Source organism: Clostridium ihumii AP5 (assembly GCF_000612845.1).
In the GTDB taxonomy this organism is placed as follows: Bacteria; Bacillota; Clostridia; order Clostridiales; family Clostridiaceae; genus Clostridium_J; species Clostridium_J ihumii.
This window is the reverse complement of sequence record NZ_CCAT010000071.1, coordinates 23,154-36,909: the sequence shown is the minus strand read 5'-3', so window position 1 is coordinate 36,909 and position 13,756 is coordinate 23,154. Positions and strand designations below refer to the sequence as shown.

The following is a 13,756-nucleotide window of genomic DNA, read 5'->3' as shown; positions in this document are numbered from 1 at the left end:
TTTATGATAATTTGCTAAGCAAATTAGTTAAAACATATAAGAAACTAGTTTTTTATATTTCTATTTTTAGATATTAAAAGCGAAGTGATTAATATCAACCATCATTGTTAATTGTTAATTGGTTCCAAACATGATAATAGAATAAACTGTAAGATTAGTACTATAATTTGAGAAATACATTACTTTAAATTTGAACTTGGAACCCTATATATTGAACCTAAATTTTGTATATGTTATAGTTTCCATGTGAATTTTTAAATTTTACATTCTATAATCATTTATATGTGTATAATTAAAAGTATAAGTTTCAAAAATATAATTACAAATATAATATTTTTATATAGAATTACAAGCTAATTTTTTAGTTTGTGCAATTATTAATCGATACTACTAAATTTATATTTAATGAATAAATTTTTGTTTACAACTAATTGAAAAGTACAAAAATAAGTTTAAATTATAAATTTTTCTCTATAGAAAGGAGTTTTATTTTGAAACACGACGTTATTGTTATTGGCGGAGGTGCCTCTGGAATTATATCCTCTATAATTGGCAAAGATTTAGGTCTTGATATTGCCATATTAGAAGGTACCGATAGAATAGGTAAAAAAATACTTACTACTGGAAATGGTAGATGTAATATAACAAATGAAAATGTATCTTGTGATAGATATCATAGTGACAATCATAATTTTTATTGTGATGCACTAAAAAAATTCACTTTAGAAGATACTGTGAATTTTTTTAAATCTATAGGATTATATCTAACATCTCTTGAAAATAATAAAATGTATCCCCTTTCTCTTCAAGCTTCTTCTGTTGTAGATATATTTAGACTTGCACTAGATGAAAGATCAGTTCCTTTATATACAAATTGTAAAGTAAAAAAAATATCTAAATCAAAAGACTTTAATATACTATGTGAAAATGGTGAATCATTTTCTTGTAATAAGTTAATTATTTGTACTGGTGGCAAAAGCTATCCCAAAACTGGTTCAGATGGTTCTGGATTTAGTTTAGTTAAATCTTTAGGTCATAAAATAGTCAATCCTATACCATCTATTGTTCAAATTAAACTTTTATATAATAAATTGAAGGCCATATCTGGTGTGAAATTTGATGGCTTTGTTGATATATATGTAAATAATAAACTTGAAAAACACGAATTTGGTGAGATTTTATTTACTGACTATGGTATATCTGGTCCACCAATACTTCAATTAAGTAGAATTGCTTCTTATGCAACTTCTAAACATCAGCCTGTATATATTAATGTTGATCTTCTTTATAAGTTTTCTAAAGACGAGTTAAGTGATTTTCTTGAAAATCACTTTGCACTTAATTCTTATAGGTCATTAAGTGATTCTTTAATTGGAATAATCAATAAAAAATTCATTCCTATAATTTTAAAAGAATGTGGTATTGACGACATACATAAGCCTTGTTGGAGCTTAGAGTGGCAAGAAAAAGAAAATTTAATATCTCTTCTTAAAGGCTGGAAGTTTGAAGTTACTGGTGTGAATTCTTTTGATAATGCCCAGGTAACTGCTGGTGGAATTGATACTACAGATATTGATCCATCTACACTTGAATCTAAAATTATTAAAGGTTTATTCTTTGCAGGTGAAGTTTTAGATGTTGATGGAGATTGTGGTGGTTTTAATCTGCAATGGGCTTGGTCTTCTGGTGCTACTGTAGCATATAGTATTATAAATTCTTAATGTATTAATTTATAAATTTTAAGGCTCTATCTTAAGTGTTAAGATAGAGCCTATACTTATACATTCTACTATTTATTTAATGCCTCTAGTAGTCCATTTAAATCTAATCCATGTACGTTAGCTGCATCTTCTAGTGTTTCTGCTTGTGCTGATGGACATCCTACACAACCCATTCCAAAACTCATTAATATTTCTATGCTTTCTGGATAATTTTTTACTATTTCTCCAACTTTCATATCTTTAGTTATTTTCATATATAACACCTCATTCATTAAATTTAATCTTAGTTTATTTTTCTCCTGTAGTTTTTATTTATACACATATTATATATTATTTTTTATTTATAATACGTAATATATGTTACGTATTTGAATTTTAAATAGACTATTTTTATTTATTTATATATTTACTATATATATGCAAAACTGCTATATAACCGTTATTTAGGCCATATAGCAGTCTCTATTTATATATTATAAATCATTTATCATCATTGTTTGATCTCTTTTTGGTCCTACAGAAACTATTGCTATTTTTACACCTGTAAATTCTTCAATTTTCTTTAAGTAAATTTTTGCATTTTCAGGTAATTCATCATAACTTCTAGCAGCTGCAACACTATCATCCCAACCATCAAACTCTTCATATATTGGTTCACATCTAGCTAAATCTTCTAAACTTGCAGGGAAATAATCTATAACTTTATCTTCAAGTTTATATCCAACACATACTTTTAATTTTTCAAGTCCAGCTAATGTATCTATTTTAGTTACACTAAAGCTTGTTAATCCTGAAACTCTTGCTGCTGTTTTTAATATTACAAGATCTAACCAACCACATCTTCTGCTTCTTCCAGTTGTAACTCCATATTCATGTCCTTTTTCTCTTATCCATTCTCCAACTTCATCATTTAATTCTGTTGGGAATGGTCCTTTTCCAACTCTTGTAGTATATGCCTTTACAACTCCAACTGCACTATCAAGCATTGTTGGTCCTATTCCTGTTCCTGTACATAATCCACCAGCAATTGTGTTTGATGATGTTACATATGGATATGAACCAAAATCTATATCTAATAAAGTTCCTTGAGCTCCCTCAAATAAAACTTTCTTATTTTCCTTTATTGAATCAAATATTTTAACAGATGTATCAAATACAAATGGTTTTATTCTCTTTCCATATTCAACATATTTTTCATAAATATCTTCTAAATTAAGAGCTGTTCCATTGTATACTTTTGTTATTATGTCATTCTTATCTTTTAAATACTCAGTAAGCTTTTCTCTTAAAACTTCTGGTTTTATTAAATCACAAACTCTAATTCCACATCTTTCAAATTTATCAGTATAACAAGGACCTATTCCTTTACGTGTAGTTCCTATATCATTTTTACCCCTAGCTTCTTCCTTTAAAGCGTCTAATATTTTATGATATGGCATTATAACTTGTGCTCTATCACTTATCATTAATCTTTCTTTAGTTATATCTTCACCTAAATTTTCCAAGTATTCAATTTCAGTAAATAATGCCTCTGGATCAACAACAACTCCATTAGCTATTATATTTAATTTATCTTTGTATAATATTCCTGAAGGAATTAAATGAAGCTTATATTGCTTATCCCCTACTTCAACAGTGTGTCCTGCGTTATTTCCGCCTTGAAATCTAACAACAACATCTGCCTTTTCTGCAAGGTAGTCTGTCATTTTTCCTTTACCTTCGTCTCCCCATTGGGCTCCTAAAACTACAAATGATGACATCTTAATTCCTCTCTTTCGTTTCCTATATTTTTATGAATTTTAATTTATCATAAATATTTTTAACTAAAAACTTTTATAAAAGCTTAAATTAAATTTAAGATTTTTTCCACCGTAATATATTATCAAATGAATTTATTATGGTCAATATTAATTACGAATATTTAACATTCATTTTACTATAAATTTCGCTTGTTATTTTTACTTATAAAACTTTTATATACACTCAAATTATCTAAACTCCAAACTCTTTCTGAAAAAGTACCATAATCAATATCTTTTATTGCCTTATTCATATCATATAATCTTGCATCAATTATATCTAAATGATGTAATAATTCCGCTTCAGGAATCATTGGTTTTTTAGGACTTCCATACTCTGGTTCGTAATGATGAGCTAATATCATATGTTCCAGTAATACTACAACTTCCCTATCTGCCCCAACCTCTCTTCCAGCTGTTTCTATTAGATTAATTCCTAATGTTATATGTCCCAGTAATTGTCCTTCCATAGTATATTCTGATACAATGCCTAATTCACTAGAATTCATTTCATATATTTTTGCAATATCGTGTAAAATAACACCAGCATAAACTAAATCAGAATTAAGATTTTCATATATTTCTAATAACTTTTCTCCTGATCTTAACATTGTAGTTATATGATATAAAAGTCCACCTTTAACTGAATGATGATTAGATTTTGCTGCTGGATAATTCATTAATTTATCTTCACAACTTAAAATTATATTTTCTGTAATTTTTCTTATATCATCATTTTCTATCTTACATATATAATCTAAAACTTTTTCATACATATCATCTGATTTATATGGTGCTGTTGGAACAAAATCATCTATATTAACATTATCCTCTTCTGTTATCTTTCTTATTCTATCTATTTTAAACTGTAGTTTTCCTCTATATTCATTTATAGAGCCTTTTACTTTTACTAACATATTTTCTTTAAACATTGATTCAATTTCTTTTGATACTTCCCACAGTTTTGAATTAATTGTTCCAGTTGAATCTGCTAAAATTATATCTAAATATTTATTTGTACTGCTATTATTAGTTATTTTACATTCTATAGATTTTATTAAATAGTAATTTTCAACCTTATCACTTTTTTTTAATTCTGATATTCTTTTTACTAAAAAATCTCCATTTTTCTTACACTCCATACCTGTTACTCCTTAAAATTATTATTCTATGTATAGATAGTAAAATTTATAAACTATAAATTCTTTTACCATAAAAAAACTTATTTATATTAATCTATAATATTATTTCTAATATTATTATAGTACATTTTATATTGTATTATAGAACTGAATTAAAATATTTTTTATATTTTTAGGCATATTGAAGTATAAATATTATATTTCAATATGCCTATCCATATATTTCCTGGGTTATATTTTATTCTTGATGTATTACATCTAAAGACCCAAATTTACTATATTGTCCTAACCATGCCAGTTTTACTGTTCCAACTGGACCATTTCTCTGTTTTGCTATTATACATTCTGCTATATTTTTATCTTCTGTTTCTTTATCATAATATTCATCTCTATATAAAAACATAACAAGGTCAGCATCCTGCTCAATAGATCCAGATTCTCTTAAGTCTGAAAGCATTGGTCTATGGTCAGCACGTTGTTCTGGTGCACGTGATAACTGTGATAAAGCTATTACTGGACATTTCATTTCTTTTGCAATAGCTTTTATACTTCTTGATATTTCTGCAACTTCCTGTTGTCTATTATCTCCACTTCCGCCACTTCCACTCATAAGTTGTAAGTAGTCTATAAGTATCATATCTATTCCATGTTCCATCTTTAATCTTCTACATTTTGATCTCATTTCCACTATAGATATACCAGCTGTATCATCTATAAATATTTTAGCATCAGCTAAAGGTCCAGATGCTCTTGCAATGTTCTCCCAATCTTTTTCATCAAGATTTCCTGTTCTTAGCTTTAGCATATCAACATTAGCTTCTGCACATAAAAGTTTGTATGCTAATTGCTCCTTACTCATTTCTAGTGAAAATATGGCTACACTTTTTCCAGACCTTAATGCTGCATATTGTGCTAAATTAAGTGCAAATGTTGTTTTTCCCATTGATGGTCTAGCTGCTATAAGCACCATGTCTCCACTTTGAAATCCAGAAGTTTTATCATCTAAGTCTCTAAACCCAGAAGGTACTCCAGTAGTTTCACCCTTATTATTATAAATTCTTTCTATTTCCTCAAAGCCTCTTTCAAGCACTACGCTCATTGCCTCAAAGTCGCTTGTATTTTTTTCTTCTGAAATACTAAATACTGACTTTTCAGCAAAGTCTACAACACCATCAACATCATTTTGTTTGTTATAACTTGTTTCTATTATATTTGTAGCACTTCTAATTAACTTTCTTAATGTAGCTTTGTCATTTACAATTTTAATATATGAGTTTAGATTAGCTGTTGTAGGAACAGATGTACTAATCTCAGTTATGTATGATATTCCACCAGCTTCATCTAACTTCTCTGTTGATCTTAAGTGTTCTATTAAAGTTATCATATCTACTGGAATGTCTTTTTGATATAATTCTCTAATTGCCTTAAATATGACTTTATGATTATCCCTATAAAAATCTTCACCCTCAAGCTCTTCTGCTGCTGCAGATATTGCAGCTTTATCTATAAGCATTGATCCTAAAACAGATTGCTCAGCTTCTATATTATGAGGCATACTTCTAAGTGGTGCTTCCATCACATTTCCTCCTTGTCATAATAAATTTTCTATATTTCATTATACCATTTTATATTTGCCTTATTAAATAATTATAACCCTGCTAATAAAAAATAAGCAGGGTTATTTATTAAAATACTATTTTTAATAATTCTTCTATTGTATCTACTGATTTTACTTCTATATCCTTTAAACCTTTTGGAACTTCATTTATATTATCTTTAGGTACTACTACAGTTTTTATACCTTTTCTTCTCGCACCATAAATTTTTTCAAAAATTCCTCCAACAGGCTTTACACTTCCTCTTAAAGATATTTCTCCTGTTATTGCTATATCTTGTCTTAAAGGCTTATCTAAAATTGCACTAATTATGCATACAGTTATAGCTGCACCAGCAGAAGGACCATCTATATTTCCCCCACCAACTACATTTACATGTATATCATAATCTTTTATATCTTTATTTGTAACTTTCCTTATTACAGATGCAGCATTGAAAACAGAATCCTTTGCCATAGATCCAGCTGTTTCATTAAATCTCATAGTTCCATGACCCTTTTCTTTTGCCTCAAATACTGCTGCCTCTATCTCAAGTGTTGAACCTAAATATCCAGCTACTCCTAAGCCAAAAATTTGACCAACTTTTTTATCCTCTGTACATTTTAAAATTTCATAAGGTTTTAATCTACTAATAGAAATTACCTCTTCTAAAGCCTTCATTTTTATTATATTTTTGTCTTTATCTTCTGAGTTATAAAGTGTATATCCATAAACATCAGCTAAAATATTTACAGCTTTTCTTCCTTCAATAGTGTATCTACTTATTTCCTTAGCTACACCATCTTCTAATTCTACTTCTAATTTTTCTGCAGCATTCACTACAATATTTTCTATATCTTTTGATGATAATGGTTCAAAATAAACTTCTGTACATCTTGATCTTAGTGCTGGATTTATTTCACTTGGATCTTTAGTTGTTGCTCCAATTAAAACAAAGTCAGCTGGTGCTCCATTATCAAATAAATATTTTATATACTTAGGTGTTTGGTCATCATCTGGATCATAATATGATGATGAAAATTCAACCCTCTTATCTTCTAAAACCTTTAAAAGTTTATTTTGTAATATAGAATCTAATTCTCCTATTTCATCAATAAAGAGTACTCCCCCATGAGCCTCTGTAACTAATCCTGGCTTTGGTTCTGGTATTCCAGTTTCAGCTAAATCTCTTTTGCTTCCTTGATATATAGGATCATGTACTGAACCTAATAATGGATTTGCAATCTCCCTTGGGTCCCATCTAAGTGTTGTACCATCAACTTCAACAAACTTTGCCTTATCATCATAAGGTGTGTATTTTAGTTTTTTTGCTTCCTCTAAAGCAAGTCTTGCAGCAGTAGTTTTACCTACTCCCGGTGGACCATAAAGTATAATATGTTGAGGATATGGACATGCCATTTTAGATATTAATGATTTTATAGCTCTATCTTGTCCTACAATTTCTGAAAAACTTGAAGGTCTTAACATAGACATAATACTCTTTGTTAATTTCTTAGAGTCTAAAACTTCTAATTCTGCATATCTTTTTAAAGTTTTTGCATTTTCAGGACCTTTTTGTTTTTTTATTATTGAAAGACGTATTTCATCCATGTATTTATCTTGTTTGTCTACAAGATACTCTTCAACATCTTTTTCTATTTTGTTTTGTATGTATCTTTTAGCAACTACATCTGCTAACAAGTTGCCTGTTTCATTTAATACTTCTTCTTTATTTGCCTCAGTAGGAACTATGCTTATGCCTTTACCATTACTTATAATTTTATTTATTGCATATAATCGACTATAAGAATCTTTACTTTCTATATGATTTTTTAATTTAAATTTCACGATTCTAGCTCTTATAGTTCCTTCATCAATTACTTTATACATAAGTTCATAAAGCATGTCCACTTGTACTTCAAAAGGTAATAGTTCATCTAGTATTTCATTTTCTAAATTATTAATTGATAATGTATTCAAATTTAAAATCCGCTTTGATAACTTTTTAGCCATAAAAGCTATCAAAGCGTTTCCTCCCCTCAGTTTTTAAAATAAGGTTCTTATTTTTCACTAATAACAACTTTTATTCTAGTTGATACTTCTGGGTATACTTTTACTTCTATATCAAAAGCGCCCATTGTTTTTATAGTATCTGTAACTATTTTTTTCTTATCTATTTTCACATTATATTGTTTTTCTAATGCTACTGATATATCTTTGCTTGTTATAGCTCCAAATAATCTACCATTGTCTCCGCTCTTAGCTATTATTTTAACTTCTTTATCTTTTAAGTCTGCTGCTAACTTTTGTGCAGCTTCCATTTCCTCTAGTTTTTTCTTTCTTTCAGCTTCATTTTTCTTATTTAATATGTGCATATTTACATCATTAGCTTCCTCAGCTAATTTTTTTGGAAATAAAAAGTTTCTTGCATATCCATCGGATGCGTTTATAACCTCTCCTTTTTTACCTACATTTTTAACATCTTTTAATAAAATAACTTTCATTATTTGTCACCTTCCCTTAAGTATTTATCTATACATTCATTTAACATTTTTTCAGCTTCATCTAATGTAACATCTTTTATTTTTGCTCCAGCCATTGTTAAATGTCCACCTCCACCAAGTGACTCAAGGATGACTTGCACATTTACATCTCCAAGTGATCTTCCACTTATATATGCATCTACTCCCATTTTAACAATAACAAAGGATGCTTGAATACCTGTAATATTTAGCAATTCATCCGCTACTTGTGCACTTAATACATTATATTCTATATTCGGTGGACAAACAGCTATAGCAATTCCATTTTTTACATTAGCTTTTCTCATTACTTCTGTTTTAGATATATAAGTATCTAAATCTTCTCTAAATATTTTTTTTACTTCTGTAGTATCTGCACCAGACCTTCTTAGAAATGCAGCTGCTTCAAAAGTTCTTACTCCAGTTTTAAAATTAAAATTCTTTGTATCTAGGCATATTCCTGCTAAAAGCCCTATGGCTTCCATTGGTTTTAAATTTGGCCTTTCTGACATATATTGAATTAGTTCTGTGACTAACTCAGATGTTGATGATGCATATGTTTCTATATAGCTAAGTAATGTATTTTGTATATAATCCTTAGCTTTTCTATGATGATCTATAATTACTCTTCTTTCGAATGCATTTACTACGTCCATAGATAATACATGACTTTCATTATGAACATCTACAAGAATTAAAATGCTCTTTTCTTCTTTCATTGATATACATCTTTCAGTGGATATAAATACATTATCGTATTCTCCATCTGCATTTAAACCCTGTATAAATTGATTAACTGAATTATTTTTTGCATCTATAACTATATATGTTTCTTGTTTTATATTTTTAAGTGTACTATATAATCCTACAGCTGCACCAACACAATCTATATCAGAATTTTTGTGTCCAATAATAAATACATTACTACTTTCATTAACAAGTTCTAATAGTGCATGACCTATAACTCTTGCTCTTACTTTAGTTCTCTTTTCTATCTCTTTTGTTTTTCCACCATAAAAAGATAGCTTTTCAAAACTTTTTACAACAGCCTGATCTCCACCTCTTCCAAGTGCTAAATCTTTTGCATTTTCTGCAAAATCCTCATTTTGAGCTGGGGTTTCTCCACCTCTTCCAACACCAATACTTAATGTTACTGCCATCTTATTTCCTGTGTTAATTTCCCTTACAATGTCTAATATATCAAATTTCTTTTCCATTTCATTTTCAATATATTTATCTTGTACAGTAACTACATATTTATTAGATTGGTATCTTCTAATCATTCCTTGCATACTTTGTGCATAACATTTTATACTTCTTTCTATATCTGCTCTAAGTTGTGGAACATTGTCTTCCTCTGTTGTCTTTATTACTTCCTCTAAATTATCAACCTCTATAAGAATTATGCTTTCCTTATTTTCATTTATTTCTTTTAATAAATGAACTTTCTCTGTTATATTATAAAAATAAAGTAATATTATTTTTTCCTCATCACTCATTGCTTCATTATCTATTGTGTTTATATAAATATCATAATATTCATTGCCAACTTCAACTGAATTATAGCTATCTTTTTTTCCTTCTAATACATGTTTTATATTAAAAACTTTTATAAAATTTTTAATATCATCTCCCAATATCTTCTTTCCATCTAGTTTTGATGATAAATTTTGATTATACCAAAGTATATTTCCTTTTCCACTAACCATTATCATTGGAAATGGTAAATTGGACAATGTATTTGTTGTTGCTATATCCATTTTTGATGAAACATTATCCATAAACTCTGTAAGTTCTGAACTTTTCTTCTTTATATTTATAATATTATATACACTTATTCCAGCATAAATAATTAGTGATATTAGTCCTGTGAAATAATGTTTAAAAATAAACAGCACTAAAATTAAAATTGATATTATCACCATATAAAACTTATTATTTTTCATAAAGTAATTATCTTTTTCCTTCATATCAAGCTCCTTTATTTTTTAAATATTCTATGAGGATCTAATTTTCTAAAATCAAATATCATTTCCACTAATCCAAGAAATGCATATAAATTTCCTAATCCCATAAAATAAGTTACCACTAAAACTATAATGGTTGCTATTTTTGAAAGATGTGTTTTTTTTCTTAATACATAACTTATTGTAGCCATTCCATTTAATAAAAATATAACAACTACAAGTCCAGTAGTTATTGTTATAATATATTTTATGTCTGCTATCTCTTTAGATTTAATAATAATTGATATAGCTAAAATGGCTATTAAAAAAGCCCCTATTAAATTACTTACATAAAAATTACTAAAATGAAGCACATTTATATCCTTCATTTTTAAACTTTTTAATATTTTATTACTAATAATTAGTATTAAGTATGATGATATAAATGTAGTCATAATCAATACAACAGGAATATAACCAACTATCATTTCTTTACTTGTTACCGTAGCTATTATATCACTCATATCTGTTGAAAAATTTGCTGCTATATATTCCAAGTTTTGTCTTGTATATACTTGAATGCTTGAGACAATTTCATTTACCAAATCAATTATAGATTTCTTATCTATAAATGTTGTATATATAATAATTGCTACTATTATGCTAAGTAATGTTAAAATACATGTAGTAATAAAAGTTCTATATGCACTTTTATTATTCTTTACACAGTATCCTACTCCAATTCCAATCAATCCATAAATTGCTGCAAATAAAACTGCTATATGTGGATTTGTTGCCAATGACAATGCAATTATTGTTATTATAATACATATATAAGTTTCACTAATATTCCTTCTTAAATATAGTATTATTATCGGTATTGGTAATATTACTGTAGCTAACGTTGGTAAAAATGAAGTTATCATTGTCAATATAACTATTATTGTAGATATTAAAATAATCTCTAATAAAGTTCTTGAATTAAACTTTTGTTCTTCCATTCTTTCCTCCATAAATTAACTTCGTTCTTTAAGATAGCCATATAACTTGCTTAAATCTCTACCATCTTTCTCTATGAAATCTTCCTCTACAATTCCTAATTTAAGTTTCTTTTTCATAGTTTCATCTACTGATAAATGAGAATAACCAAGCCTTTCTGCAAGTATATAAAGGGTTATTATTGCCCCTGAAATACACTCTAAAATAGATTCTTTTGCAACATTATTGCCTCTACTTAAAAATTTAAACAAATCAGCAATAACACATAGTAAATCTGCCTTTAGGCTTTCAATAATTTTAACATTTGACATTATATTGAAATTACTCTTTTTCATAACCCCCAACCCCTTTTTAAGCTATAAATCTATTTTAGTTTCTTTTCATAATTAATGCAACAATACATACTTTATCATGAGGAAACTACAAAAAATATGCTATTTTTTCAATTATCAAACATTTATAATAATAATTATTTTCAATTATAGCTCTTAATTCTATACATAGTATACCATAAATCAATAATATATTTCTATTTTTTTACATTTAATATTTTACATCATTACTTTCATATATATTTTTATATAAAAATAAAGCAACAACTAAAAGTTGTTGCTTTTCATATTACTATTCAGTTGTGAATGGTAATAAAGCTATGTTTCTAGCTCTCTTAATTGATACTGTAAGCATTCTTTGGTGCTTAGCACAGTTTCCAGAAATTCTTCTTGGTAATATTTTACCTCTTTCTGTAACGTACTTTCTTAATTTGTTTATATCTTTGTAATCTATGCTTGTAGCTTTATCAACACAAAATGCGCAAACTTTTCTTTTTGCTCTTTTTCTGTTTCCGCCTCTTTTACGATCCATTGACATTCTTACTCTCCTCCTTACCTTCTTAAAATGGTATGTCCTCGCTATTATCCATTGGTGTTATGTCTGATGACATAAAATCACTTCCTGAAAAATTGTTTGGAGCATAACTATCATTGTTAGCCATAGTATTTGCATTTGAAGACTTATCTCCCCATTCAAGGAAACTAACTTCTTCTGCGATTACTTCAGTAACATATCTTCTTGTGCCATCTTTAGCTTCATAAGAACGAGTTTCTATTCTTCCTGAAATTCCTATAAGCTTTCCTTTGCTCATATAATTTGCAGTACTTTCAGCTTGCTTTCCCCATACCACTACTGGTATAAAGTCTGCATCCTGTTGACCCTCTCTCTTAAATCTTCTATTAACGGCTACAGTGAATGTGGTTACAGCTGTTCCTGTTGAAGCAAATTTCAGTTCAGGATCTTTAGTTAATCTACCGATTAATACAACTTTATTCATAAAATAACACCACCTATTAGTTCTCTGTATTGATTATGATATGTCTTATAACACCATCAGTAATTCTGAATACTCTGTCTAATTCTTTAGGTAATTCAGTTTCAGATTTGAAGTTTATAAGAGTGTAGTGACCTTCGTTAACTTTTGCGATTTCGTAAGCAAGCTTTCTTCTACCCCAAACATCAACGTTTTCGATCTCTCCACCATTATTCTCTATTACACCTTTAAATTTTTCGATGTTAGCAGTTACAGCTTCCTCGTCTAATGATGGGTGTAATATAAATATAGTTTCATATGTTCTCATTAGTTTCACCTCCTCCCCTCGGACTAACGGCTGTGCTTTGCACAGCAGGGATTACATTAATGTATTTTATCACTTTAAGATCCAAAAAGCAATATAAAAAATTTACAAACCTATATATTTAATTTTATTCTTCCGAATTACTTGCTTTTTCTACTATTTTTTTTATTGAGTTTGCAAATTTATTTCTTGGAAGCATTACTATTCTTCCACATTCTAAACACTTTATTTTTACATCTGCCCCAACTCTTATAACTTTCCATTCTTTTCCGCCACAAGCATGAGTTTTTTTTGTTTCAACTACATCATTTATATCAAATTCTTTCATATGAACTCACCTCATCTAATTTTATTATTAATATATACTATACTAAACTAATAATTAAATTTTATCTACAAAT

The 13,756-nt window shown here is 28.1% G+C and carries 13 protein-coding genes and 1 pseudogene; 1 reads left to right on the top strand and 13 read right to left on the bottom strand.

Annotated features, from left to right (window positions below; genetic code table 11):
- Positions 1-491: 491 nt before the first annotated feature.
- Positions 492-1,721, top strand: coding sequence for a BaiN/RdsA family NAD(P)/FAD-dependent oxidoreductase (locus BN346_RS15485; RefSeq protein ID WP_040329805.1), 1,230 nt, complete (start codon positions 492-494; stop codon positions 1,719-1,721).
- Positions 1,722-1,789: 68 nt separating this feature from the next.
- On the opposite strand, the gene BN346_RS15480 is transcribed toward BN346_RS15485, so the two are convergent.
- The 13 genes and pseudogenes from BN346_RS15480 to BN346_RS15420 form a co-directional block, all read right to left on the bottom strand.
- Positions 1,790-1,975 carry a DUF1858 domain-containing protein gene (locus tag BN346_RS15480; protein ID WP_040329804.1) on the bottom strand — a complete coding sequence of 62 codons (186 nt, stop codon included), beginning with the start codon at positions 1,973-1,975 and terminating at the stop codon, positions 1,790-1,792.
- Positions 1,976-2,194: 219 nt separating this feature from the next.
- Positions 2,195-3,481, bottom strand: coding sequence for an adenylosuccinate synthase (locus tag BN346_RS15475; protein ID WP_040329803.1), 1,287 nt, complete (start codon positions 3,479-3,481; stop codon positions 2,195-2,197).
- Between the two features lie 176 nt (positions 3,482-3,657).
- The gene (locus BN346_RS15470) at positions 3,658-4,662 is read right to left on the bottom strand and encodes a 3'-5' exoribonuclease YhaM family protein (RefSeq protein WP_040329802.1); all 1,005 of its coding nucleotides are present in this window, start codon (positions 4,660-4,662) and stop codon (positions 3,658-3,660) included.
- A gap of 238 nt (positions 4,663-4,900) precedes the next feature.
- Positions 4,901-6,238, bottom strand: coding sequence for a replicative DNA helicase (locus tag BN346_RS15465; RefSeq protein WP_040329800.1), 1,338 nt, complete (start codon positions 6,236-6,238; stop codon positions 4,901-4,903).
- A gap of 109 nt (positions 6,239-6,347) precedes the next feature.
- The gene (gene lonC / locus BN346_RS15460; protein WP_040329809.1) at positions 6,348-8,237 is read right to left on the bottom strand and encodes a Lon family ATP-dependent protease; all 1,890 of its coding nucleotides are present in this window, start codon (positions 8,235-8,237) and stop codon (positions 6,348-6,350) included.
- 80 nt (positions 8,238-8,317) lie between these two features.
- Positions 8,318-8,761, bottom strand: a complete 444-nt coding sequence (gene rplI / locus BN346_RS15455) for a 50S ribosomal protein L9 (protein WP_040329799.1) — start codon at positions 8,759-8,761, stop codon at positions 8,318-8,320.
- Positions 8,761-10,749, bottom strand: a complete 1,989-nt coding sequence (locus BN346_RS15450; protein WP_040329798.1) for a DHH family phosphoesterase — start codon at positions 10,747-10,749, stop codon at positions 8,761-8,763. Before BN346_RS15450 ends, rplI begins: the two co-directional genes overlap by 1 nt.
- Before the next feature lie 11 nt (positions 10,750-10,760).
- Entirely contained in the window at positions 10,761-11,726 is a 966-nt protein-coding gene (locus tag BN346_RS15445; protein WP_040329797.1) for a DUF2232 domain-containing protein, read from the bottom strand.
- A gap of 15 nt (positions 11,727-11,741) precedes the next feature.
- Positions 11,742-12,059 carry a MazG-like family protein gene (locus BN346_RS15440; protein ID WP_040329796.1) on the bottom strand — a complete coding sequence of 106 codons (318 nt, stop codon included), beginning with the start codon at positions 12,057-12,059 and terminating at the stop codon, positions 11,742-11,744.
- A gap of 289 nt (positions 12,060-12,348) precedes the next feature.
- Entirely contained in the window at positions 12,349-12,594 is a 246-nt protein-coding gene (gene rpsR, locus BN346_RS15435) for a 30S ribosomal protein S18 (protein ID WP_040329795.1), read from the bottom strand.
- Between the two features lie 133 nt (positions 12,595-12,727).
- Positions 12,728-13,054 (bottom strand): annotated as a pseudogene (locus BN346_RS15430) (single-stranded DNA-binding protein); the annotation flags it as partial.
- A 16-nt stretch (positions 13,055-13,070) separates the two neighbouring features.
- Positions 13,071-13,358 (bottom strand): 30S ribosomal protein S6, encoded by a 288-nt coding sequence (rpsF, locus tag BN346_RS15425; protein WP_040329792.1) that lies wholly within the window; start codon positions 13,356-13,358, stop codon positions 13,071-13,073.
- 124 nt (positions 13,359-13,482) lie between these two features.
- The gene (locus tag BN346_RS15420; protein ID WP_040329791.1) at positions 13,483-13,683 is read right to left on the bottom strand and encodes a DUF951 domain-containing protein; all 201 of its coding nucleotides are present in this window, start codon (positions 13,681-13,683) and stop codon (positions 13,483-13,485) included.
- Positions 13,684-13,756 lie beyond the last annotated feature (73 nt).